We start from the raw sequence: 26,325 nt of genomic DNA on the forward strand, positions 1-26,325 counted from the left end.
ACAATTATTTGGGCTGTGGGATTGCTTCTAGGATTGATTTTTCAATATTTTCAGCCAAATGCTGAACATCTGTTCCTTCAAATAAGGTTAAATGATTTCCTTCTGTCCGCAAGACATTGACGTTCTTGTTAGAGAGCTCCTGCCAACCACGGATATATTCTTTGTTAATTTTCTTATCGGATTTATCTGTGAGAATAAGGGAAATATGGCCTGGATGTTTCTTTCCCCATTGATATTTATTATAGATCGCAATTAAATTACTCTTTATTTTTTCAAGGTTCTTTTCATCTTTTGACCCAAATAGATTCACCCATAGTGGCTCTATAAATCGACTCGTTTTATTTATGATCATTAAACGGATACCGCTAATAGGGTTTTTTACAATCCTTTTCATAAAACCTCTAAAACGCAATTTTAATCTCGACAATTCAATAAAGTCCTCTTGTTCTACTAAACTATCGGCCACAATGAGATTTGCAACCTTTCCGTGCCTTTCAAATTCCCTTGCCATTTCTATTCCAACCGCAGAGCTAAAGCAATACACCATAAGATTATAGGGACCTTCCGGCTGTATTTGCATGATTTCTTTGGCATAGCTTATGGCCATTTCTTCAATGCTCTGATGCATATTCTCTTTACCATCGATTCCCGAGGGCTGGAGGGCATAAACGGGTCTGTTTATATCCAAACTGTTGGCCAAAGGGTTGTAAAAAAATACATGACCTCCACCTCCATGGACACAGAACAACGGTTTTTTATGGCCACTGGCTCTAAGTGGTACTATATATTCCCAGGATTGTACTTTTTTGTCACCTTGGAGAACTGCCGCAATAGCTGCTATGGTGGGATGTTCCAAAAGGGTAGTGGGAGGAAGTTTAACCCCCATTCGGGTATCAATTAAGGAGAACATCTGTACGGCCAACATCGATTTTCCGCCAATCTCAAAAAAGTTATCATGGATACTGATCGATTCTATTCCAAAAACAGTCTCCCAAATTGCGGTAAGCTCTAATTCTGTTTTGTTTTTTGCAGCAATAAATGCTTGTTTTCCGTCTTTAGGGCTATTTTCGGTTTCACTGATCTTGGAAGGAATATTTTCAGGAGTCGGTAACTGAGAAAGTACTTCTTGCAGGGAGATGTCCGCCTGGTCTATTAGGACTGTACACAAACGTTCTAAGTTTTCCAAAAACCATGAAGCACTGGTATTTGAAATAACATCTGGATTAGTGAACAGGTTTATTTCTAGACAGTTTCCTGTTTTCACTACAAAGGTCATGGGGTATGTGGTGGTCACACCACTTTCAAAACCACGCACGGTAACACCGGCACTCTCCATATCTTTCCAAGGAAAGTTTTCAAAAATGAACAAACTGTCGAATAAAGGAGCCCCAGAAGGCCAATTGATCCACCCAGTAATATCATCATTGGTAAAATGTTCATAGTTTCTTGCCTCTTGCTGTTGCGTTTGTATTTTTTGAAAACAGGAAGCTACCGTTTGATCTTGGGAAAGATCGGTGTTTACAGGAAGTACGTTCATGAACATTCCTGCCATAAGTTCAATATTTGGAAATGATGCCGTCCTTCCGGAGACTGTAGTCCCAAAGGTAATATTTTGATCTCCAAAATAGGCTCCGAGCAATAGGGACCAAATTCCCTGAAACATAGAATTTGCGGTTACTTTATGTTTCCTTGCCAGCGCATTAAGCGCTGTAGTGCGTTCTTCAGATAGTTTTAAAAAATGATTCGTACTTTCTTTAGTGAGCGTTATTTTCTGGGGATTAAAAAGTGGTGCCTTGGAAACGCCATTGAAGGTCGTGTTCCAGAAATGGGCCGCTTTTTTTGGGTCTATGCGTTGTAACCAGTTCAGATATGCCTTTTGGGAAGGAACAGCTTCCAGTTTTGGGATAATATCTTTTGAAAACCCTTCATAGAAGGCAAAAATATCTTGTAGAAGGATACTACTGGACCAACCGTCCAATAAGAGGTGGTGGCAGTTCCAAATAAGGTAATGCGCCTTTTCGGATAGCTTGATCAGGCTAACTTTGGCGAGAGGGCCTTTTTCAAAATTAATGGTTTTCTCTTCCGCTTTGTTCTTAAAGGCGGTGAGTTGCTGTTCTTGCTCTTCCTTGGAAACATTGGACCAATCATGATGTACCCAATTCATTTCAGCCTGTGGACGCACCACCTGAATGGGCTTTTCCATTTTTTTCCAGTGTACCGAAGTTCTTAAAACTGGGTGCCGATGAATGGTAGCTTGCCAAGCTTTTTTTAGTAAGTTTACGTCCAATGTACCTTCTAATTTGCACTGAACGTGCAAGAAACCCTGATCATTTTTACTCATCAAATGATGAAACAGCAGGCCTTGTTGCATTGCTGTCAAAGGATAAATGGCTTCTATTTTTGCTTTTGGTGTTGTTGTTTGACTCATAATGTTCTATAGCAGATTCTCTAGTAGATTATCCAGGTCATCCTGGTTTAATTCTACTTCTGGAAAATCTGAGGGAGTATACTTTCCCTCTTCTTGGGTATCACAATGCTCTATAATCTCATCCACGGCTTCATTGAACTTTTGAATTAAATGTTCAATGGTTTCTGTATGATGGATAAAAGTACTATAACCCCAGCGCATATGCAATTGCCCATTCGTAATATAACAATTTATTTCTAGGACGTAATTCCGCTCACTCATAGGATGATGTACCCCTTCCAAGATGGGAGACATGTTCAGACTACCTTCTTCAGCCTGGAGATCTTGTTTTCCTAAGAAATTAAAAACTACAGTAGGCTCTTGATTTCTAGGCAATTGTTTGGTCAAATACCTGGAAATACCATAACCAATCCCAGAATTTGGGATTTTACGCATCTGCTCTTTGATGGTTATGATTTTATCCCCAAAACTACCCGAAGAGGCATGAAGTTTCACAGGGAAAAAAGAAGTAAACCAACCTACCGTATTGGAAAGGTCCAAATCTGTGTGATTGGTCTCCCTCCCATGCCTTTCCAAACTAAGGGATAAGGTCTCGTTTCCAGACCAATGACATAAAGTATGCACTAAAGCAGTAATCAGCAATTCGTCTGTTTTGGTACTATAGGTTTCATTGGCCCTTTTGGATATGGCTTCGGTAACATCATGATCCAAAGTATAGGCAATGGTTTCGATATCTTTGGATACGATGGGCAATGTTAACTTCTGATCCGTAGGGAGTTCTGGAATGTCAAGGACCTGGTCTTTCCAAAATGACAGTTCTTCTTCGCTTATGATAGTTTGACTCAAATGGTCGATCCAGCGTTTTATAGAGCTTGTTTTTATGGGCAAATGTATGACGTTGTCGCTTGTCTCTTGCTGTATTGCAGAAATGATCTGATCGGATAACACCTGCCAAGAAACTACATCAATAACCAGATGATGCGCCAACAGCATGCAACAATCCCCAGAGGGAAGGCCCGTTTTTACATAAATGGCTTTGAAAAGGTTTCCTTTGGAAAGGTCCATTGCATGCTGAACCTCGTTCAGACAACTCGCTTTTTTGGCTTCAATATCCTCTTCATTGGAGAAATCTACATATTCATAAGCATTCATAGCTTCCGGAGCCAAAATTGAGGCATGCCATACACCCTCTTTTTTTGTGAAACTCAATCGCAATGCGTCGTGTTGTTCCACAATTTTCTGAATGACCTTGGGAACCATATCGGACATATGGGGCGCCAAATTATTCAATTGCATATTTTGATTCCAGAAATGCGGTGCATTGATATGGGTATCAAAAAACCATTGTTGGATAGGTGTTAAGGCAATGTCTCCCGTAATCACTTCTTCAGTATTATCTGCAATCTGATCTTCAAAGGACACAAAAAGTGCCAACTCGGCTATCGTTTGATGATCAAACAACTGATTGGGCGAAAGGGTCATCCCCAATTTACGTGCCTTGGCAATAATTTGTATACTTAAAATGGAATCCCCACCGATTTCAAAAAAATTGTCTTGGACACCAATGGGAGAGAATTGAAGGACATTTTCCCAGATTTCTATTAACTGCGCTTCAATTTTAGAACTTGGCCCAGTAATTTCTTTGGACGTATCCTTTTGGTTCCGTATAACCTTTTGGGCTTGGGCCAACGCTTTTTTGTTGACTTTTCCATTGGGCAATAAAGGCACCTCTTCTATTTCATAAATGCTGGCAGGCAACATATAATCAGGAATGTTGTCCTTTAAGTGTAATTTTAGCCCCTCTTGTGTAAAAGCGTCCTGGGATTGTATATAGGCCACCAATTTCTTGGGCGATTCCGCCGAAGTTTTAAGGAGCCCCTTTTTAATCAATTCATTGAGTTTAATGGAGACTAATTTACGTTCATCAATAGATAGTTTTTCTATCCGCTGTATTAAATTGCTTTCTGTCATTGTATGGTCTTCATTAGTATGCCAATGCCCTATGCTATAATTTTGAAGTAGGGCGTTTACTGTATTTTGTTCACCAGATCATTTTTAGATCTGTCCTAACATAAATTCTTTTTCTTTATCGCTCAATGTCTGTACGGAAGACAGAATATCTTCAATTTCCGTAGAGGACATATGCCGTAATACCTTAGCCAATGCGACTGCGGACAGCCCTTCTTCAGACAATTCAATAGTCATATCCTGAGACGCTTCCTCAACTACAACTATGGCATTTTTAACAGGTTCATAGGCAGATATGGCCTTTTCAATCTCGTCCAGTTCAATTCGAAAACCTCGAACTTTAACTTGTTGATCTGCTCTTCCCAAAAATTCAATACTTCCATTGTTCCTATAGCGACCTAAATCACCCGTTTTGTATAATTTCTCCCCTGGGATAGTACTAAAAGGGTTGTTCACATAAGCATTAGCGGTCAAATCGGGTCTATTGATATAACTGCCCGCCAATCCGGGCCCTCCGATATAAATTTGACCAACTGATCCAAAGGGAACCATATTAAGGGCGTCGTTCAAGAGATACACTTTAGCTTCGGCTACTGCTCTTCCAATAGGAGTTATATGATGTATATCTTCCTTGGTAACCTTATGGGCAATGCACCATACGGTAGCCTCCGTAGGACCATATTCGTTATATAATGCCGTTTGGGGCATACGATCAAAATGCACTTTGCAAATGGAAGGAGCACAAGCTTCCCCAGCTACCATTACGGTAGTTAAGGATTGTATTTTGGATAAATCAACATTTTCCAAAATCAATTTATAGAGCGAAGGTAGCATTAATGTATGACTTACCTTTTCTTGTTGAATAACTTGAGCTATTTTATCAATGTCCTGTTCAATGCGTTTCTCTGAAACCACTAATTTTCCGCCAGTACATAAGGTCCAGAAAATACCTGCTTTTGAACTGTCAAAAGAAATGGAGGACATCAATAAAAATGCGGATGGATTTTCATCGTAAAAATGTAACCTTCCCGCTGTAGAGCCCATAATATTTTTATGTGTTATGGGAACCCCCTTAGGTTGCCCCGTACTACCTGAAGTATAGATAATATAGGCCAAATCTTCCGAATTTACCTCAGGAAAGGTTATGCCATCCAATATTACCGATGTATCCAAAGCATCGATGAAAAGTAAATTCGTTTTAAATTCATTGAAAATTGGCTGGAGCGTATGTTGTGTAATTACAGCTCCTACCTGTGCATCTTTTAAAATAAAATCGATTCTTTGCGCAGGATATTCTGGATCAATGGGCAAATAAGCGCAACCCGCTTTTAGAATACCCAACAAGCCTACAATCATGTCTACGGAACGTTCCACACAAAGACCGACTACTTTAGTAGGTATTTGGCCGTCTTTTAACAAGGTGGCTGCCACGAATTCTGCTTTGCGGTTCAATTCAGCATAGCTAAGACTTGTATCCTTATAACATACCGCTACCTGATTTGGATCGGCCTTTGCAAAAGTTTCTATAATTTCATGAACTCCTTGAAACTCTTCAAAAGGATTATCTTGGACTTCTTCTTTTGGAAAGAAAACCGTTTTTTCCTTGGAAGTAAGCATAGGAATGTTGGCCATGGGCAGTTCTGGATTGAGGACCAACCCTTCTAGAAGGATTCTAAAATGCTCTTGAAACCGTTCAATGGTAGCCTGTTCAAATAAGTCCGTATCATATTCAAAAGTGGTCGATAATCGGCCTTCTTCCTCGGCGACAAAAAGCGTAAGATCAAATTTGGAAACCCCAGTATCAAATTCGGAATGTTCCGATAAGGTCACATCTGGCCCAAAAGAAGGGGTATCCGTTACGGCATGATACAAGAACATCACTTGAAAGAAAGGATTTACACTGAGTGAACGCTCTATTTTCAATTCATTGACCAGGCTATCAAAAGGTACCTCTTTATTGGAAAAAGCTTCTAAGGTAGTTTTTCGTACTTCATGGGTAAATTGTGAAAAGGATTGCCCCTCCTGTATCTCAGAACGCAACACCACGGTATCTATAAAGAAGCCTATAAGATTTTCCAGGCTTTTTTGACTCCTATTGGAGATTGGAGTGCCAATAAGGATATCCTTTTGCCCAGTATATTTATAGAGTTGTAGATAGTAGACCGATAAGAGCAATACAAAGGGAGTGACCTCTAATTTTTTTGCTAAGGCCAAAATAGCTCCGGACAATGCATCAGGAAAGTGCTGCGTATGTTGTGCTCCCCTGAATAAAGGACGCACAGGCCGTTGTTTATCTGTTTGCAAATTTAAAACGGGAATATCTCCGGATAATTTCTCTTTCCAATACCCCAATTGTGCGGCATCTGTTGTTTTCTTACGTTCCCAATAGGCGTAATCGGAAAATGCTATCTCCAAGGGAGTAACCGTAGGTTGCAGTCCTTGGTTAAAAGAGGCATAGAAAGCCGCCAGATCCTTTTTTAAAAGTCCTATGGACCAAATATCTGTAATAATATGGTGCATGGACATAAACAGCACATGTTCGGCATCCCTTTTTTTTATCAAAGCAACCTTGATCAAAGGTGGCTGTGCAAGATTAAAACGGGTATTGGCGTAGGATGTTTGTACCTTATGGAGTTCCTGCTGGGCCTGATCCTCTGGTAGTCCACTAAAGTCAAAATCATCTACCGAAATCGCTAGTTGATCATCCACCTTAAATACAGGTGCGCCATCAACAATGGGGTAGTATGATCGAAGTATATCATGCGTTTTGAAAAGCATTTGCATACTTTTCTTAAGATAGTCCGTGTTCAGATGACCACGGAGCGTACAGGACTCCGAATAATTATAAAAAGGATTATTGGGATACAATTGTTGCAATAGCCATAGTCGCTGTTGCCCACTGGAAAGGGGAATAACAGCATCTTGTGGTGCTTTCCCTATCCCTGTTGATCCCAAGTCTTTTTTCTTTCTATTCTTCCACTGACTTAAGAGGGACTTTTTTGTATTTTCCTTAGCCATTACCAATAATTTAGTATTGTAGTGATTAATATGCTGATAGTCGTTAGCGCAACCCTAACCAAACAGCAAAATCGTATATAGTTCTTCGAATGGAATCTTCTATCCCTAAGTTCACATCCAGAATTCTTTCCACCATCCAATAAATTGATACTATAATGAGTAAAACGGACATATAGACTAGGAATTTAGGATATAACTTTAATTTTCTGATGAGGAACAGGATAGGGAATATACCTGCGATGATGGCCAATTGTCCTATTTCTACACCGATGTTGAATCCTAGCAAGGATAAGGTAAGGAATTCTCCTTTGAAACCCAATTCCCCTAAAACACTAGCGAATCCAAAACCATGAAAAAGTCCAAAAATAAAGGCAATGACCCAATCCTTTCCTTTGAAAATAGGTTTAATGTTGTGATAAGCGGCAAGTCCTATGGAGAAGGCAATAATAGATTCAACGATCTGTGATGGAAGCGTTACTATTTTTAGAGAAGCCAAACTTAAGGTAATGGTATGGGCAATAGTAAAGAAAGTAACAATTTTTATGATATACATAAAAGCCGGCCTGAACTTCTTTACAGGGTACCATCCCCAAATATTGAATTTCTTTTCAGCGCCTTCGCCCGTGGTATCTTCTTCCCTTCGTCTTCTAACTACAGCAGGTAGAATAAGAGCTACTAAGAACAGAATATGATCTAGACCAATCCATATATGCCAAACCCCTTGTCGTACCATGGCCATAAAACCTTTAAAAACAGACGCATCAGTCAGGGAGAAGGTTTTATTGGTATAGCTACCTTCCGTAAAATCCAGCGCAAACAAAGATTCATTGTTGATCAGTCCCGCTTTCCAATTGTATTCCATGGTAAGGAAATTTCGCTGCCCCGAATTTTCTTCGATAAATACGCCATTGGTAACGGTCATTTCGTCCGGTAGGGTCTCTGAATTTTCTAGATGAAAGTGAAAATTCATAAAAGAGCCATAACTAACCCGCAAAGTGGACATTTCGCCTGTAAAGACGATTCTATGTTTTCCATTTGGTGAAGCGAAAGAAGCTTTTCTTAAAAGATATGCTTGTATTTCTTGCTGATACGGGCGTACATCCTCTATACTTGGATGTTTCTCAAAACTGTAACCAAGAACGGAATTGAGTTCGTTTACGTTCAATTCAAAACGACCATCGATTCCATTATTTTCGTATACCCTTAAATAAATAAAACTTTGCTCTGGCTGGTGGGCATAACTAATCACCGGGATTAGAAAAAAGAGAAATAATAATAGTTTAAAAAAATGGTTTTTCATAACAGTTTATTTATAATCAGGTTTTTACAAATTTAAAAGTATTGTTTTTACTATAGTTTGTGCATATTTCCTAAAAAAGAGGACTAGTACAATTATTTTTCGATAAATTCATTGAATTATGGGTTCAATAACATAGTTGTGAATTTGATGTGCTGTTTATCTAAATTATCTTTGCCAATGTTGTTAAAAACATAAGGAATAGCTATTCCTCGTTTTTCCTGCTACGGACCAAACCATCATTATTGCTAGAAAACATATACGATATCTAAACAAGCAAAATCCATTCATTTTGGAATCAACGATCGTATGTACGCAAAAACTTATTAAAGGGTTTTTTATTAAGGTTGTAAAGTGTGAAAGCTGCAAAAAGCTATATAAAAAATGAACCCTCCCATTGTATTTTCCGTAGGTAGTGGAAATAGAATTAGGCAAATTTTGAATTTGCATAAAACAACAACAGCATAGCGCAATGGACAAAATTATAAAAGATTATATCATTAATGAGGTAGCTACGGAGAGGCTTACGCATATAGATGTGAAGGAAGAACTTCTAGGAAGTGGGATTGTAAATTCCATGGGAATGATGCGGATTGTCCTATTCATTGAAAAGCAATTTCAAGTAAAGGTCCCACCAGAAGATATGACATTGGACAACTTTAGGAATATTCAAAAAATAACGGAGTACATTACTTCCAAAAAGGCGTAACGGCATTCTTAAGAAAATGATGAATACTTTAAATAGTACACCTATGCAACTTACACAAAGTCAATTATTGCTTTGGGCAGGACAAAAATTAAATCCAGATACGCCATTACATAATACCGCACATTCTTTTGACATTTCGGGAGATATTGATTTTAACATATTTAGTAAGGCATTTCAAGAAACTATCGCCCGTACGGATGCGCTACGAACTGTTTTCTTTGAAGAAAATGGTATTCCTCAACAACGTATAGTACCTTCCATAGCATTTACACCAGAGTACATTGACCTCAGTGGAGAAGAAGATGAGAATGCCATTCAGCTTATTTTAAAGGAAAGGAGCAAGGCGCATATTGCTATTAGTGAACGAATCTTTGATGCGGCTTTATTTAAGATTAACGAAAATAGATACATTTGGTTTTTGAATATGCACCATATGGTGACGGATGCAATTTCGGCTACTTTAGTGTATAAAAGAGTAGCATTGCTCTATAAGACAATTGCCGAAGGAAGTTTGGCTGCTTTGAGTGCCTTTCCGACCTTTTCGGAATATGTTGCCTTTGAATCCAAGCAATTGAATCATGAAGATCTTCAGGATACTGTAACCTATTGGAACACTAAAATTCAAGATCTTAAGGAAATTTCAAATTTCTATGGCATTCGTACCAAAGATGTTGGTACCACATCAACAAGAGTCACCCTTAAATTTGGAACGGAAAGAGCCGATAAACTTAGAGCTTTGATACAACAGCCAGAACTGCGCAGTTGGACATCAAATTTAACCTTGTTCAATATTTTTGCAACCGTATATTTTGTGTATTTACACCGGATTAGTGGCGAAAAGAAAATTGCGATTGGAGCTCCGGCACATAACAGGTTGAATAAAAAAATACAGGAAACCATTGGTCTTTTCATTGAAATTTTTCCAGTAGTATCGTCTCTTTCGGAAGAAGATACCTTTCGTACGGTTTTAGAGCGTATGAAATTAGAAGCCAATGACTACTTAAGACATGCACAACCGGGAATGGTTACCCCCGAAATAAGTGGAAGTTTTAATACCATCTTAAATTACATTAATGCGACTTTTTCTGATTTTAATGGGATTCCCATGAAATCAGAGTGGATCCATACCGATCATATCGATATTACCCATCAAATGCGCTGTCATATTGTGGATTTTGATGATACAGGCGATATAGAAGTGATGTTTGATCTAAATCACGGTGTATTCAATGCGGAACTGATTGAAAGGGTACCACAGCATTTCTTAAACGTATTTGATGCTTTTTTAGAAGATATGGATCAGTCCATTTATCAACCAAGCATCATTACGCCAGAGGAACTTCAAGCTGGTTTGACGGAAACGCAAACGGAAGCAAATGATTTTGTCCCTATTATAGCACAATTTCAAAAACAGTGTGAGGCAGATGCGTCCTTGAATGCCGTACAATTTAGAGAGGAGAAGATAAGTTATGGGCTTCTTGACCAAAAATCAGATGCTTTAGCCGTTTTTCTTAAGAATAAGGGCGTTGTCCCGGGAGATAAAGTTGCCTTATATTTAGAACGCAGCCCTGAGTATTTGATTGGGGCCCTGGCTATTCTAAAATTAGGTGGAACTTTTATTCCCATCCCTTCCGATCAACCTGATCATAGGATAACCTATATTTTGGAGGACTCCGGGAGTTCCCTATTGTTAACAACATCCAATCTTATTGGGAACATTGACACAGGAAATGCTGAATCTATCCTTTGGAATGAGCTAAGGGATGAAATTGAAAAAATCGCTGAAAAACCTCGCTATCATGCAACAACTGCAGAGGACATTGCTTATATGATCTATACTTCTGGGTCCACGGGCAACCCCAAAGGAGTATTGATTTCCAATGGTGCTTTTTTCAATTATATTGCCTGGGCCCAACACGCCTATAAGAATACGGAAAAATATATTTTTCCATTATTTACTTCCATTGGCTTCGATCTAACCATAACGTCAACATTTCTTCCGTTGACGACAGGGGGGGAGATCGTTGTTTATAAGGAAAGTGATCATGGACCCGATATTTCTTTAATGGAAGTATTGGAAGAGAATAAAGTGAATAGTATAAAACTTACCCCTTCACATTTGGCCCTGATACAGGGGAGAACTGTTTCAGATTCCAAACTTAGAACCATGATCGTGGGTGGGGAAGATTTCAAAACTCATATTGCCAATGCAATTCAAACATCTTTTGGCCCAACCTTAAAAATATATAATGAATATGGCCCTACGGAAGCTACTGTAGGCTGTATTGTAAGTCAATATGATGCAAACAAGCATCTTCAAGCCTCCGTGCCTATCGGTAATCCAATAGCCGGAATGCAAGCCTATGTACTGGATTCCCATAAGAATATGGTGCCTACAGGCGTCATTGGAGAACTGTATATGGGCGGACTCGGTCTAGCCAATGGATATGCAAACCTTCCTGATTTAGTGCAAGAGAAATTTGTAGATAACCCTTTTGTTAAGGGAACAAAAATGTACCATACCGGGGATTTGGTTCGTATGAATGAAGCGGGGGAATATGAATATTTAGGACGTGCCGATGAACAAATTAAATTAAGAGGTTTCCGTATTGAATTGCCGGATATTGAATCCAATCTGGCCAATCATGAATTGGTGGATAATTGTGCGGTAGTCCTTATTGAGAGTAAACAATCCATTCCCGAAGATGAAGTGTTCAATTGTGTACGATGTGGCCTTCCTTCCAATTTCCCGAATACGGATTTTGATGAAGAAGGTGTTTGCCACGTCTGTAATGCCTTTGACGAATATGAGGAAAGAGCACAACGCTATTTTAAGACGTTGGATGATCTTAAAGCGATACTAATGGCCGATGATCTTGATCCAGAACGCGAATACGATTGCTTGTCCTTATTGAGCGGAGGAAAAGACAGTACGTACATCCTTGCCCAATTGAAGCGAATGGGACTTAAAGTGCTTGCTTTTACTTTGGATAATGGATATATCTCTACCCAGGCCAAGGATAATATAGACAATATCGTATCTAAAATGGGCATTGATCACGTCTATGGCACTACAGAACACATGAATAAGATTTTTGTAGATAGTCTACACCGTTTCAAAAATGTGTGTGACGGATGCTTTAAAACGATATATACCCTAAGTACAAAGATAGCGCTGGAAAAGAAGATCCCTTTTGTGGTCACAGGGCTCTCCAGAGGGCAATTTTTTGAAACAAGATTGACCGAAGAGCTATTCCGGGATAAGGATGCCGATGCGAGTCAAATTGACGATACGATCCTAGAGGCCCGAAAACTGTATCATCAGGAAGAAGATGCTGTAAAAACACTCTTGGATACTTCTGACTTTGAAGATGACAGTACGTTTGAAAAAGTACAATTTGTAGATTTTTTCAGATATACCGATGTAAGCTTAGAAGAGATGATTCGCGATCTGGAAGACGAGATAGGATGGAGAAGACCAACAGATACAGGGCGCTCTACCAACTGTTTGATCAATCAGGTTGGAATTTATGTGCATAAAAAACAAAAAGGATATAGCAACTATTCTTTCCCCTACAGTTGGGATGTTCGTATGGGCCATAAAACCAGGCAAGAAACCTTGGATGAGATCAACGAATATATCTACGAAGATGAAGTAAAACGCATCATGAAAGAAATAGGTTATGAAGAACCAGGAGAAACAGAATTGAACCAACAACGCTTAGTAGGCTATTATACTGGAGATTCCAGAGTTCCTTCCAAAGAATTGGCAGAACATCTTAGAAATGAACTGCCCGAATATATGGTGCCAACGCATTTTAAGTATGTAGAGGAGTTACCGCTAACCTCCAATGGGAAAGTAGATAAGGCCACTTTAAAGCGCCTAAACCTTACGCAATTGGATTTAGACACTCCTTTTGTAGCGCCTGAAGGAGAGATTGAAGAGCTGTTGGCAGCTATTTGGAAAGAAGTATTACGCTTGGATCAAGTGGGTACCCAAGATGATTTTATAGCCCTAGGAGGGCATTCCTTGGCTGCGATAAGGGTAACCGCAAGAATCAATGAGGAATTTGAAATGAATCTTCCTTTGAACAAAATTTTTGAATTGCCTACAATTGGCGAATATGCCGCGCATATTGAAGCAACGATTATTGCTTTGATGGAAGAATAATAAAAAAAACAAACCCTAACTGCAATTTTTCCGTAGGTAGGGATGTATCATGGAAAACAAACTGCAAAAAGGCTTGAAGCCATTCATCATTAAAAATATAGCGATATTGATCGGTATCTGTTATTTGCTGCAGCCTTTGCATCAGCAGATTGGTGAAGTATTGCATACGGTTTCCCATCATATAGACGCTCCTACAAGCGTACTGGCACATGATCATACAGATAGCACTCCTTTGGATATGCACGCTCCTGACGATCATATGACGGCTTCAGTAGATCACGAGCATGGTTTTATGGATTTCATTGCAGAGCTTTTTGAAAGCTCGGATTCCGATGAACATCCTGGAAAAACCCAAAAACGCGATATTAAAATGTCCAAACATCTATTAGCGCGTTTCGATTTGGTTTTACCCCAGGAAATACTACAGAAAAATAAAATAAGTGTGCTGTGGGAACATGAACTCTTAAAAGGATACGAATCCGAGTTCTATCCTCCTCCCAAAATACTGTAAGGAATACCTCTAGTCAGTTTAACCATTTAATTATTCTTTTTCGTGGATGCATTACAACTATGAAAACCAAGAGAATATGCTCTTTTTTATGGAGTATGTTAAACTGACAATGCCCTTATTTTCCCTATTGCATGTGAATTTAACATGCTCAAAAAACAAAAAAATGATGTCTATATATCACCTGAGAATGAATCTTAGTGGGTATGGGACAAGTATGAAAAAACAAAATAATGAAAAAATATATACTAAGCTTAGTCTTTTTAATGGTAATGACCGGTCTGAGCGCACACGAATTGAAAGGAACTATAGTTGATGAAGATAATGTTCCTGTGGAAGGCGTAGCCGTAGTAAATACAACTACAGGCGCCTATGTTTACTCCAATGTTTCCGGATATTTTGAATTGGATGATATTGCTATTGACAATGTGATCAGTATCTCTAGTTTGGGATTTGAAACCCAAGAAATTGTGATTACCGAAAGTCAATTGGATGCCACCGTGAATATAACATTGTTGGAGGCGGCAGTTTCCTTGGACCAAGTAACTTTGGTCTCTAAAGTAAATGCCCTGACCAAGTTTGTTGATGTAGATGTACAGGCAAATCCTGTAAAATCTTCTCAGGAGATCTTGAGAAAAGTTCCAGGGTTGATCATTGGACAGCACGCTGGTGGAGGTAAAGCCGAACAAATCTTCTTAAGAGGTTTCGATGTGGATCACGGTACTGATGTGGCTATCAATGTAGATGGATTGCCCGTAAACCTTCCTTCCCACGCCCATGGTCAAGGGTATGCCGATCTTCACTTCTTGATTCCTGAAACTATTGATAATGTAGATTTTGGAAAAGGACCTTATTATGCCAATAAAGGAAATTTCAATACGGCAGGTTATATTGATCTAAATATTAAAGATAAAATTGATCAAAACTTGGTAAGTGTAGAAGCCGGTCAGTTCAATACTTTGAGAGCTGTTGCTTTGTTAAAAGTATCCGAAGGAGAATACAGCAATGCCTATGTAGCTTCTGAAATTAATTTAACCGATGGGGTATTTGAATCTCCACAAAACTTTAACCGTATCAACCTTTTGGGACGTTACAACTACAACAACTACGAGGATGAGCAATTAACGTTGTCCATCTCACATTTTCAAAGTAGATGGGATGCTTCTGGACAAATTCCACAGCGTGCGGTAGATCAGGGGATCATCAGTAGATTTGGCGCCATTGATGACACAGAAGGTGGAAATACCAGCAGATCAAACATATGGTTGAAGCACACCAAGCAATTGGATGAACATCAAAGAGTTAGAACGAAAGCCTATTTGAGCAAATATGATTTTACCTTATATTCTAATTTTACATTCTTTTTGAACAATCCGGTAGACGGAGATCAGATAAGACAGTCAGAGAGCAGAACTATTATTGGTGCAGAAACCATTTATGATACCAATTTCCATATTGCCGATCACGATGCGCAATTAAGCTTCGAAGGAGGTTTAGGTTTCCGTTATGACGATAATAACGATGTAGAGTTATCCCGTACACGTAACCGAAGAGAGCTCTTGAGTAGATTGGCTTTTGGAGATGTTGATGAAGTCAATGGATATGCTTTTGCCAGTGCAACCTATAAAACGGATAAATGGAGTTTTATTCCTGGAGTGCGTTTGGATTATTTTAAGTTTGGATATGACAACTTCATTTCTGGACTTGATAATGGTGGTGCCAATCTTTTTGACAACAGACAAGAGGAGGATGTTATTGTAAGCCCAAAGTTTAATGTCATCTTTACGCCTTCCCAGAACTTCCAGTTATACCTTAAATCTGGATTTGGATTCCACTCCAATGACAGTAGAGTGGTCACCAATCCTCAAGGTTTGGGATTGAACAACGGTAACGACCAGGATTTAGAAACACTTCCTTCTGCGTTTGGTGTAGATTTGGGAACGATCTTTAAGCCTACCAACAGATTGGTAATCAATGCTGCGGTATGGGGATTAGGACTTGAACAAGAGTTTGTATATGTTGGAGATGAGGCTGTTGTTGAGCCAAGTGGACGTTCTAGAAGATATGGAGTTGATTTTGGAGTACGTTATCAATTGACCGACTGGTTGTTTGCCAATGCCGATATTAACTATACTTTAGCGAGAAGTATCGATGAAGTAGATGGACAGGATTTTATTCCATTGGCTCCAGACCTTACTTCTGGAGGTGGACTTACCATTAGAAATCTTGGGAAATTCTCTGGAGGTTTAAACTACAGATTTGTAGATGATAGACCGGCAAACGAAGACAACTCTATCGTAGCCGAAGGGTATTTTGTGACCGACTTCAATTTAAACTACAATTTTGCAAAAAATTGGACTTTTGGAGTTATTGTCGAAAACCTTTTTGATACAGAGTGGAATGAAACACAGTTCGCTACGGAAACAAGATTACAGAATGAAGCAGAACCTGTAGAGGAAATTACATTTACCCCGGGAACACCTTTCTCTTTAAGAGGAAAGCTTTCCGTAAGGTTCTAGTAATTAAAAATACGCCATTCAAAAATCCTCTTTGAGCAATCAAAGGGGATTTTTTATATATAATCCCGATAACCTACGGGAAACCATAAGGACTTCAATAAATGCCTCCCTATTTTTAGTTCAGAAATTTAAACTTTTCAACTATGGGACTATTTGATCAATGGGGTGACAAGGCGGACGATATCGCACAGGAAAAAGCGAGAAACAATAATCGTTATCAAGAAGAATATCGGTACAACAATCATCGGCATCACACGCCAAGAAAAAAATCAGGAAGCTTTCTAAATTCGGTTTTCAAAGCAATAGCATTGTTGTTTATTATTTGGTTGATTGCCAGTATTATGAAGTAAAAAGCAAAGCTTAGAGATAAGCTGCTATTGAAAAACCAATGTAGGTACCCAGCGCATTTCCTATAGAACCAATGATAATAGCGGGCAAAATCAATTCATTTCGTTTAAAATTTTTAGCCAAAGCCAGTGCAGTAGTGCCTCCACCTACATTGGCCTGAGACGCTATGGCAATAATTTCCCAATCGTATTTTAGAAAGAAGTTAATGCCAAAAATAAATAGGCCATGAATCAATACAATGACCGTCACAAAGCAGAGTAGGAGTACGGACAGGTATCCCGACTGTCCCAAGGCAGCAAAATCGCAATAAGCCCCAACTACCGCCAAAAACACGTACACGGCCCAACTTCCCAACAACATATTTCCCTTTACCTGTGAAATCGTTTTAAATTGTGCTAGGATCAAGGCTATGGTCGTTAAGATCAATATGGCAGGAATTACAATACCTTGTGTTTCAAAAAATACTGCTATTTGATCGGAAATAAAAAGCGCAAAGCAACTAATGCCTACGAGGATGGATATGGATTTTAAAGTCAAGGTTTCTATTTCATCGGTCTGCGAACCTATATCCAGAGGGTCTTTACTAGCTGTGTTTTTATTTTTTTTGAATCTCGGGGCTAGTTTCTGCAGACTTACCGGAATGGCGATGGTTAAAAAGAACCATAAGGTAGTAATGACATTATCTACGGCTACGGCATTGGTATAAATAACGCCTTTATCTACCACTTCGTAGTGCAGGGCAACGGCATTAAAATTAATACTGCCTCCCGTATAGGTACCTGCAAACATTCCTGCCAAGGCATTATATATCCCTTGAAAGTGAACCGAATCCTTAATGATGAAGCTGGCAACCAGCACGCCTAGCACTGTTCCCAGGCTACCTAGAACAAAAGCGAATAGAATAGGAAAACCTACCTTTTTTAACTGCCTCAAATTCACATCCAACAATAAAAGGAATAAGGCAATCGGTGCCAAGTAATCAAAAATACCATTGTATACTGGATTGGAAGTAGTTGGAACCAGCCCAATATTGGCTAAAATTGCAGTAAGGATAATCACCATCAAGGCGATACCAAAAGTTTTGAAAAAAGCTTTTTTCGTCAACCAATCAGAAATTAAAAGTACAAAAGCAAGGATGGCAATAAGGTAAATAGGGTGGTTTATAAACTCCATAAAGTGGTATTTTTTCTATAGCTGTCTCAATGTAAGGGTAATACTGGAAATAGGAAAAAAAATAAGACATTGAATTTTATGTGTAAGCATTGGATATACCTTTACGACTACCTTGTTAAATTGACAACGACATGAAAAAATTATACACACTTATTCTAGTATTGGGACTAGCATATGGCGTACAAGGTCAAGTATTGAATTCAGTCCCCTCCGCAGCAGCAAAATCATTAACCGACGGATGGTATAAGTACCAGACAGAAGGCACCTATTTAGATGTAGAAGTAACCGCTGGGAGTATTAGTGAAGGCAATATCAAGTGGTTTAATGGCGATAGTTATTCCGGAAAGCTTCAGGGAAGTGAATTATGGGGAAAAGGAACCTATACTTGGTCCAATGGAGAGCGCTATGAAGGGACTTTCAAGAAAAATGCACGTCATGGAAAAGGAACCATGTACTGGAACAACGGAGAAAAATGGAGTGGAAAGTGGAAAAATAATCTTCGAAATGGAAAAGGGAAGTTATGGAAAACGGACGGTACCATCGAAGAAGGCATATGGGAAAACGGTAAGCTAGTGAAAAAGAAGTAGAATCTACTTGTGTAATGCACGTTTAGAAGCCTTGACTGTTGTCAGGGCTTTTTTTTATTAGGGCTTTTCCCAAACCATTTGGCGATGGTATTTTCGGCCGGTTTGTAGCGAGGAGTGAAGTCAAGATTTTTATAGGCGTTTTCCTTGGACGTACAGGAATCCCATTGCCAGATGTACATGCCGGCAAACCAATCCTTGTCCCACACGCGCTGAAATAAGGCTTCATAGGCAAGTTGTTGGGTTCTATCGGATTTTTTTAAATAAAAAATACTGAGGACCGAACCCCATTCCCAGGGTTTTATGGTAGCAGAAGCCTCACTTTTGTACCCCACTTCCGTAAAAAGAATAGGTCTTTGATATTTTTCATGAAATTGCTCTAAAGTGCGGATATGCTTGGTCCACCCTTGTTTAATTTCTTCCAAATCGGGATTGCTGTTTTTCGTTAGGGGAAAATAAGCCTGAACGCCAATATAGTCCAACGCACTCCAGAATTCCGGGAAATCAGCCATGGCATCCCAATTGGCGGCATAGGTTAATTTTCCTGGATATATGGCCCGTATTTCGGTGATTAAATCCAACCATTTTTGAGGCTGCTGCTGTAAAGATGTCTTTAGTTCGGTACCAATACACAATAATTCTACTTTGGCCAAGGCCGCCATTTTTGCGTAATGAATCATATTTTTCCTGTAGGACTCAAACCAAGTATCCCAAGCGGCACTATTCGGTAATTGAATATTGGAACGCCATCCATCGCGCATCCATAAATGAGGTTTCAATTGTACATGTCCTCCTTTGCCGTGAATTTTAGCAATACTTTGGATAAAAATAGAGTCACGCGCCGTCCACATCCCTATTTCCTCAGGGACTCCCATAGCCCGGGTAGTAGCATCCTTTTGATACATAAAAGGAGTTACAGCAACCCATTCAATGTTATTCTTGATTAAATTATCCATGGTCTTTGTGGTATTCCTACTCAACCCAAACACACTCATTCCACGGTGTTTTCCATCTTCGGCAAAAAAATTGGACGCCTTTCCAGAGGTATTTTCCACGCTGGTATCCCAAGTATAGGCATAAGATTCATAGCTGTTTTTATATATGATGGCTTTATAACTGCCGATCAGTAATAAGGCAGGCAGAAGATACCATAGCCCTACTGCCTTTAAAAAGGCCAGTAGCCCTTTTTTTCTGTAGGTTCTGATAAAGTGCCGTAATGTGAAAAAGAGGAAGCTGAGAATTAAGAAAATCACATGAATACTAAGGATGGCCCAGAGATTTAATATTTCTTCCATTTGAGCCCACAGATTGCCTGGCGCAACCCCGGCGCGTAGCAATTGATAGATGATCAAACCAACGGAGAGTACCCAAGACAGGCCGTAAATCATAAGGAGGAGGAACCCGTTTCTCTTTTGCATGAAAAATCTAATTTTTAGCTTTCTTAAGTAAGAAGGCCAATTTTAAAAAATGTTACACTTTATCTCTATAAAATAATTGCAATTCATCTAATTAGAAGTACTATCTTTGTATAGAAGCGTTGAAATAGCTATATTTAACTTGCTTCGGCAATTCTGCGATATCGCTAAGGGTAAACCAAGAAAACAGTCATTTTTCCAAGAGTTTATGTGATATTTCAATTACGAATAACCAATTGACAAACTTAAAAATCTACGAATAACGAATGGCGAGAGCACAGGAAACCTTTGGTAAAAAAGAACGAGAAAAAAAACGTCTCAAAAAGAAAGAAGAAAAGCAAAAGCGTAAAGAAGCACGAAAAGCTGCGGGAGGAGCCGATAATATGTTTGTTTATGTTGATGAAAATGGACATCTTGTGGATACTCCACCAGACCCCACCAAGAAAGTAAAAGTAGATGCAGAAAGCATTGAATTGGGTGTTCCCAAAAGAGAAGAGGAAGAATACGATCCCATTAGAAAAGGAAGGGTAGAATTTTTTAATGATTCCAAAGGATTTGGTTTTATTAAAGACACTGAAGATCAAGAAAAGTATTTTGTGCACATTAATGGATGTACAGAAGAAATAAAAGAGGGGGACAAAGTGAGTTTTGAGTTAGAGAAAGGCATGAAAGGTCTTAATGCCGTCCGCGTCAAAAAAATATAATAGGTATTTTTCAATACACTATTTTGTAAAAAAGGATACGGCAACGCCAATTTGAGCAGTATCCTTATTTTTCCTTCAAAACATACATCTTTTATATACTTGCCATATTAATAGGTATATGGCTTTTACATGCAATACCTTACCATAAATTTTTGCTAGGCCTTGTTGTCCAGATAATCTCCCAAGTGACGCAAATGCTCATCCCAGAATTGCGCATAACCATTCAACCATTGATTGATTTCTTTCAAAGGCATTGCATTTGCATAGCAATACCGTTCCCTACCTTGGGTATTGCTATGCACGAGACCGGCGTTTTCCAAAGTTTTAATATGTTTGGTCACACCCTGACGACTGATATTGAACTGATTCGATATTTGAGTGATGGATAGGGCAGTGGTAGCCAAGATGAGACCATGGAAAATTTCGCGCCGTGTGGGATCGGCAATGGCTTTTAAAATTTTAGTGATACTATCCTGCATGTGTCAGTTTTGTGAGATAAGTACCCAGTTCCAACATACAGTTTTCCCAGCCTCCATTAAAACTATTGAACATGCTAAGGGCGGTTTCTGACGTATAACCCGAAATTCCTGAATGTTCTAGGGAAAGTTGTGTTCCTCCTGCAACTGTCTTTAATTCCCATTTTACCGTAGTCTCCACAGGATTGTCTTGTACTACCCAAGTGTAGATCAGTGTGTAGGGCGTTGCGGATTTCACTTCCCCCATGATCGGAGAACAATCTTCTTTGGAAGAATTAAAGGTATACTGATAACCTACTTCTGCTTTAAAATCACATTCAATAAACCAAGTGGCTATTTCTTCTGCTTTGGAAATGGCATTCCAGACCGAGTCAATGGAATGTTTAAAAAAAACTTCTTTTGTGATTACGTCGTTCATAATGATTGATTTTTAAAATTAATATGCAACTGTATGGTTGCAAATATAAATATATTTTTTTAATATGCAACATTTTGGTTGCATATTATTCAAAACTACCTCCTATGCTTGTATAAATTAAACTCGGTGGGAGAGAAGAAGTCTTTAAAATTGTGGCAGTACCAAATCTAAATACTTAAGGAGTTGCTGCTTCCGGAATACTTTTGCTCCAGGCACACAATTGATGGAGTATAGGGATAAGCTCATTACCTTTGGCTGTCAGGGAATATTCTACTCTAGGCGGAATTTCTGGAAAAGATTCCCGATACACAATACCACGGGCTTCCATTTCTTTGAGTTGCTCCGTAAGTACTTTTCTACTGATTTTTTCTATACGCGCAGCCAACTCACCAAAACGCAGCTTTCTATTTTCCAGGGTATATACAATAATAGAGGTCCACTTATTGCCTATAATATTCATGGAATGTGTCATCGGACAATGATGTGGATTATCAATACACTTTCTTGTCATCTTGGTTACCTTTAGGTTACTACTTTATTTTGGGTAAAGATATAAAAATATCTTTTAGTAACAATTATTAGTTACTTTTGGAAACTAATAATCGTAAACAAGACAAAATGAAAATATTTGAGCCATTTTCCTTAGGGGAAATCACATTAAATAATAAAATAGTTATGGCGCCAATGACGCGCTGTAGAGCCATAGGGAATGTTCCCAATGCACTAATGACAGAATACTATTCCCGTAGGGCTTCTACAGGTCTGATCATTACAGAAGGTACTGCACCTTCCATCAATGGTTTAGGGTATGCCAGAATTCCAGGGGCTTATACGGATGAGCAAATTAACGGCTGGGAATCCATTGCTACTGGAGTTCATGCGAATGAAGGAAAGATTTTTGTACAATTAATGCATACGGGTAGAGTGTCCACAAGTTTAAACTTGCCAGAAGGAGGTATTACCATGGCACCATCAGCTATTCCATTGGATGCTATTGAAATGTATACTGATGAAAAAGGGATGCAACCTCATGATGTTCCTGTGGAAATGAGCTTGGAACAGATTGCGGCCACTCAAGAAGAATTTGTCAATTCTTCCATTAAACTTGTCGAAGCAGGAATCGATGGGATAGAACTGCACAGTGCAAATGGCTATCTTTTAGATCAATTTTTGAATCCTAAGACCAATACGAGAACGGATGAATACGGAGGTAATTTTAAAAATAGAGCACGATTTGTAGTGGAAATTGCGCAAAAAGTAGTTGCTGCGGTAGGAGCAAACAAAGTAGGGATACGCTTCTCTCCCTATGGTGCTTTTAACGATTTAGAAAGTCATTTTGAAGATGTAGTGGAACTCTATACCTATTTGGCGGAAGAAATGAATACCTTAGGTCTGGCCTATATCCATATTGTAGATCAACGTGTGGCCATGAATGCACCAGAATTTGGTTCGGATATTAGAAAAACTATCCGGGAGCACTTTAATGGAGCTTTGATCGGTGGGGGAGATATCCATGAGGCGAATCAGGCAGAGGCAAAATTGGATGAAGGGTACGACTTGGTCTATGTGGGAAGGCCTTTGATATCTAATCCTACTTTTGTTGAAAAAATTAAAAAAGGGGAAGCGTTGACACCAGTTGATCCTGACACCTTCTACTCGGCGGATACCCAAGGTTATTTGGATTACAATTAAAAATAAGAAACAAATACATTATAAATTGCATATGTCACTTACTGAAGAATTAAGAGAATTAGCGGAAAACAGTGTCAAAAGACATCCTGGAGAAGCCCAAGAGATTATGAAAGCCGCCATAGAGGAATTGGAAGGAACGGATATCCTGGAAAAAGCGTTCAAGACAGGGGATAGTATTCCTGCCATTAGCCTGCCAAATGCCAATGGCGTACAACTCGATATTAGGGATATCCTAAAAGATAAGAGGGTTGTTTTGGCCTTTTATCGCGGTGCATGGTGCCCTTATTGTAACCTTGAATTAAAGGCACTTCAAGAGGCCTTGCCGCAAATTGAAGCCAAAGGTGCCCAACTGGTTGCCATAAGTCCGCAAACTCCCGACAATAGCATGACTTCCAAGGAAAAGAATGACCTTAGTTTTGAAGTATTATCAGATACGGATAATGGCGTGGCCAGGGCCATGAACTTGGTATACGAACTACCAGATGCTTTGGTGGCCTTATACACGAAATTTGGTATTGATTTAGCCTCCAGCAATGGGGGAACAGCTTGGGAGTTGCCCATTGCTGCAACCTATATTATTGAACAGGATGGGAGCATTTCCTACCATTATTTAGAAGAAGATTATAAATTAAGGGCAGATCCACAAGCAATATTGGATGCGCTTTAAGAGCATAAAAAAGGCAATCTTATTTTAGATTGCCTTTTTTATGGTATAAATCCTTCAGAATTACGGAGCTTGAATACCTTGGATTTAGAATTTGCTGACTTTTACTTCCAATTCGGGAAGTTCCTTTTTTAAGAGATCAATTTGTTTTGGATCGGTTTTCCTATGAACTTCTATGTATTTTAGATTTTTGCAGGATTTTAACGGCGATAAATCAGCTATTAAAAAGCTGGATATGTAGAAGCTTTCCAATTGCTCCATACCACTAAAATGTGATGCATTAGTGGTTTCGGACTCAAACGAAGAGCCAGATTTTTCAGGAATGTATAAGGAAGTTAGATTTTTTAAACCTTCCAACGCCGTAAAGTCGGCTTCCGTAATTCCTTTTTCTCCCACCGACGATATATTGAGCCATTCTAATGATTTTAGAGTACCTACGATGGGATAAAACTCTGCTTTATCCATTTTGTTGGGAATTCTTAGAATTTTGATTTTCGATTGTCCCTTTAAAAAAGTATAATCATCCATGCTTCCGCCATCTAGCCTAAATTCTTCAATATCGTTTTTCCCAATTAAGGCATCGGCATTAATAAAACTAATGCCTATGGCATCAAAGATTTTCAGGTTTTTAGCCTCTTTAAAAACACTGAGGTCAAACGGGTTTTCATCGGTTCTTCTTAAATAACTAAAGGAAATCTCTTCCAATTCCTTGAGATGTTCCAATGGACCTATATGCTCAATTTTTTCAAAAGCAGAACCAAAATCAAATTTTCGGATCCAAGGTAAGCCGGTACATATGGCTTCAAATTCTGCTTGGGATATCTCCCGTCCCAATTTGATATCGATTTGTTCTTTTTTCTCCAATTTTTGAATGGCTGCTAAGTCCGCATCCGTAAAATGTTCAATAACTACGCGTTTTCCATAAGTTTTAAAGTGCAACGGCGCATCTTCGGCTTCTTCAATACTTGCCTTTTTAGCATTGGAGGACATGCTTATTCCACTAAATTCGGCTCCTGCCGCATACATGGAAATATCTGTGAACAATTTGCTTTTAGATTCTTTTTTAGAGGTATATACAATGTCATTGTTTCGTTTATAGAGGATCTTCCCCGATTTTCGTTCCACCTTGACCAGATCTCCTTTTTCCACTTTTACCTTAGAGGTAAAGATAACTTTCCCTTTTTCTAAAATTTGGATACTGCCATTTCCTTTCACATACAATCCAAATTCCACCGTATCCCAAGTAAATTCTGTATTCTGGCTGGACAAGCCCAGTATTTTGGCTCCTTTAGGTTTCGTGATAGTGGCTTGCGTCCACCCATCTTTGTTGGCACCAATGGCCTCTTCTGAGGCGGTACCTGCATTCCACCAAGCCTTTACATCCCCATTTTTGATCAGTTTATTTCCTTTGATCGAGATGTTCTTGGTGTTGGTCCAATTGATTTTGGTCTGTGCCTTTACCGTTATATGGATCAAGATACATAGCATTAAAAGATAGGTTGTTTTCATAGCAAATTATTAGGTTATTAGTTAAGAATAATGTGTTTATTTCTGCAGTATAACGTATAAAGCATGCACATCTTATATCTTGAAGGTGTTATAAGTATGATTGTATACAGGGGAACTTGAATCTTAGTTTTGTAGGGAAAAGGGTTTGCGCGTAAAAACGGTATGGATCATTGGAATGAAAAACTCAAGATTTTCCGAATCATAAGCGGGATCAAAAGAGTTCTGATCCCAATTTTCGCAGAAATCCACCGCAAGTGAATAATAGGCATGATTTTTATATTTCTCCCTGGAATTTCGCAAAGCTTCTGATAAACTGACATTATAAAACATCTGAAAAGTTCCATGGTGACGAACGACCCAAGTAACTTCCTCTTTTACAAAAGGACGCAAAATCTCTGCGGCAACCTGTCCATGGGTAAATGGGGCCAGTACATCCCCAATATCATGGAAAAGCCCGGCCATCACCCAATCCACGTCGGCTCCGTCACGGTGCACACGTGTGGCGCATTGCAATACATGATCCAATCTACTTATCTTATAAGCCCCATCATCTTCGGTCATTTCCTTTAAATGGGCAATCAAGCGGTCGGGTAGGGCCGCAGCAGTGGCCTCATCATTGGCGGCAATGATTTCATAATCTTCTGGGGTGCCATCTTTCATGGCAGTAAAACTCACAATGCTATGTTCGGACATCAGTAGGATATTATGTTTAAAAATACAAATA

At 39.0% G+C, this 26,325-nt stretch carries 20 protein-coding genes; 9 read left to right on the plus strand and 11 right to left on the minus strand.

The window, feature by feature from the left end:
• Window positions 1-4 precede the first annotated feature (4 nt).
• From ACEXOE_RS10890 to ACEXOE_RS10905, 4 genes are all read right to left on the minus strand, one after another.
• A complete protein-coding gene (locus ACEXOE_RS10890) occupies window positions 5-2,428 on the minus strand; it encodes a condensation domain-containing protein (RefSeq protein ID WP_394748812.1) in 2,424 nt (807 codons plus the stop codon).
• 6 nt (window positions 2,429-2,434) lie between these two features.
• On the minus strand, window positions 2,435-4,399 hold the full coding sequence (locus ACEXOE_RS10895; RefSeq protein WP_394748813.1) for a condensation domain-containing protein: 1,965 nt from the start codon (window positions 4,397-4,399) through the stop codon (window positions 2,435-2,437).
• A gap of 84 nt (window positions 4,400-4,483) precedes the next feature.
• Window positions 4,484-7,414: a non-ribosomal peptide synthetase gene (locus tag ACEXOE_RS10900; protein ID WP_394748814.1), complete on the minus strand. Its 2,931-nt coding sequence runs from the start codon at window positions 7,412-7,414 to the stop codon at window positions 4,484-4,486.
• A gap of 43 nt (window positions 7,415-7,457) precedes the next feature.
• A complete protein-coding gene (locus ACEXOE_RS10905) occupies window positions 7,458-8,714 on the minus strand; it encodes a HupE/UreJ family protein (RefSeq protein WP_394748815.1) in 1,257 nt (418 codons plus the stop codon).
• Between the two features lie 469 nt (window positions 8,715-9,183).
• Between ACEXOE_RS10905 and ACEXOE_RS10910 the strand changes: the two genes are divergently transcribed.
• The 5 genes from ACEXOE_RS10910 to ACEXOE_RS10930 all read left to right on the plus strand — a co-directional run bounded on the left by ACEXOE_RS10910 (window position 9,184) and on the right by ACEXOE_RS10930 (window position 16,968).
• A complete protein-coding gene (locus tag ACEXOE_RS10910) occupies window positions 9,184-9,420 on the plus strand; it encodes an acyl carrier protein (protein ID WP_394748816.1) in 237 nt (78 codons plus the stop codon).
• Between the two features lie 43 nt (window positions 9,421-9,463).
• A complete protein-coding gene (locus ACEXOE_RS10915; protein WP_394748817.1) occupies window positions 9,464-13,591 on the plus strand; it encodes an amino acid adenylation domain-containing protein in 4,128 nt (1,375 codons plus the stop codon).
• 49 nt (window positions 13,592-13,640) lie between these two features.
• A complete protein-coding gene (locus tag ACEXOE_RS10920) occupies window positions 13,641-14,102 on the plus strand; it encodes a hypothetical protein (protein ID WP_394748818.1) in 462 nt (153 codons plus the stop codon).
• A 230-nt stretch (window positions 14,103-14,332) separates the two neighbouring features.
• Window positions 14,333-16,618 (plus strand): TonB-dependent receptor, encoded by a 2,286-nt coding sequence (locus ACEXOE_RS10925; RefSeq protein ID WP_394748819.1) that lies wholly within the window; start codon window positions 14,333-14,335, stop codon window positions 16,616-16,618.
• 143 nt (window positions 16,619-16,761) lie between these two features.
• Window positions 16,762-16,968, plus strand: a complete 207-nt coding sequence (locus ACEXOE_RS10930) for a hypothetical protein (protein ID WP_394748820.1) — start codon at window positions 16,762-16,764, stop codon at window positions 16,966-16,968.
• A 10-nt stretch (window positions 16,969-16,978) separates the two neighbouring features.
• On the opposite strand, the gene ACEXOE_RS10935 is transcribed toward ACEXOE_RS10930, so the two are convergent.
• On the minus strand, window positions 16,979-18,139 hold the full coding sequence (locus tag ACEXOE_RS10935; protein ID WP_394748821.1) for a DUF819 family protein: 1,161 nt from the start codon (window positions 18,137-18,139) through the stop codon (window positions 16,979-16,981).
• Between the two features lie 131 nt (window positions 18,140-18,270).
• On the opposite strand from ACEXOE_RS10935, the gene ACEXOE_RS10940 reads away from it, so the two are divergent.
• Entirely contained in the window at window positions 18,271-18,726 is a 456-nt protein-coding gene (locus ACEXOE_RS10940; protein WP_394748822.1) for an MORN repeat-containing protein, read from the plus strand.
• 41 nt (window positions 18,727-18,767) lie between these two features.
• On the opposite strand, the gene ACEXOE_RS10945 is transcribed toward ACEXOE_RS10940, so the two are convergent.
• Window positions 18,768-20,141: a glycoside hydrolase family 113 gene (locus ACEXOE_RS10945; RefSeq protein WP_394748823.1), complete on the minus strand. Its 1,374-nt coding sequence runs from the start codon at window positions 20,139-20,141 to the stop codon at window positions 18,768-18,770.
• Between the two features lie 263 nt (window positions 20,142-20,404).
• Here ACEXOE_RS10945 and ACEXOE_RS10950 point away from each other — a divergent pair, with 263 nt between their 5' ends.
• Window positions 20,405-20,842 (plus strand): cold-shock protein, encoded by a 438-nt coding sequence (locus ACEXOE_RS10950; RefSeq protein ID WP_394748824.1) that lies wholly within the window; start codon window positions 20,405-20,407, stop codon window positions 20,840-20,842.
• Window positions 20,843-20,997: 155 nt separating this feature from the next.
• Here the strand turns inward: ACEXOE_RS10950 and ACEXOE_RS10955 are convergent, their stop codons facing one another.
• The 3 genes from ACEXOE_RS10955 to ACEXOE_RS10965 form a co-directional block, all read right to left on the minus strand.
• On the minus strand, window positions 20,998-21,321 hold the full coding sequence (locus ACEXOE_RS10955) for an ArsR/SmtB family transcription factor (RefSeq protein WP_394748825.1): 324 nt from the start codon (window positions 21,319-21,321) through the stop codon (window positions 20,998-21,000).
• Window positions 21,311-21,736, minus strand: a complete 426-nt coding sequence (locus ACEXOE_RS10960; RefSeq protein ID WP_394748826.1) for an SRPBCC family protein — start codon at window positions 21,734-21,736, stop codon at window positions 21,311-21,313. The genes ACEXOE_RS10955 and ACEXOE_RS10960 overlap by 11 nt, the downstream gene beginning before the upstream one ends.
• A 175-nt stretch (window positions 21,737-21,911) precedes the next feature.
• Window positions 21,912-22,247: a winged helix-turn-helix transcriptional regulator gene (locus ACEXOE_RS10965; RefSeq protein ID WP_394748827.1), complete on the minus strand. Its 336-nt coding sequence runs from the start codon at window positions 22,245-22,247 to the stop codon at window positions 21,912-21,914.
• Between the two features lie 107 nt (window positions 22,248-22,354).
• Between ACEXOE_RS10965 and ACEXOE_RS10970 the strand changes: the two genes are divergently transcribed.
• Window positions 22,355-23,428 carry an alkene reductase gene (locus ACEXOE_RS10970; protein ID WP_394748828.1) on the plus strand — a complete coding sequence of 358 codons (1,074 nt, stop codon included), beginning with the start codon at window positions 22,355-22,357 and terminating at the stop codon, window positions 23,426-23,428.
• Window positions 23,429-23,459: 31 nt separating this feature from the next.
• Window positions 23,460-24,095: a peroxiredoxin-like family protein gene (locus ACEXOE_RS10975; protein ID WP_394748829.1), complete on the plus strand. Its 636-nt coding sequence runs from the start codon at window positions 23,460-23,462 to the stop codon at window positions 24,093-24,095.
• A gap of 84 nt (window positions 24,096-24,179) precedes the next feature.
• Here the strand turns inward: ACEXOE_RS10975 and ACEXOE_RS10980 are convergent, their stop codons facing one another.
• Window positions 24,180-25,601, minus strand: coding sequence for a leucine-rich repeat domain-containing protein (locus tag ACEXOE_RS10980; RefSeq protein WP_394748830.1), 1,422 nt, complete (start codon window positions 25,599-25,601; stop codon window positions 24,180-24,182).
• Between the two features lie 123 nt (window positions 25,602-25,724).
• Window positions 25,725-26,294: an HD domain-containing protein gene (locus ACEXOE_RS10985; RefSeq protein WP_394748831.1), complete on the minus strand. Its 570-nt coding sequence runs from the start codon at window positions 26,292-26,294 to the stop codon at window positions 25,725-25,727.
• Window positions 26,295-26,325 lie beyond the last annotated feature (31 nt).

It is taken from the genome of Spongiimicrobium salis, assembly GCF_043678055.1.
In the GTDB taxonomy this organism is placed as follows: domain Bacteria; phylum Bacteroidota; class Bacteroidia; order Flavobacteriales; family Flavobacteriaceae; genus Spongiimicrobium; species Spongiimicrobium salis.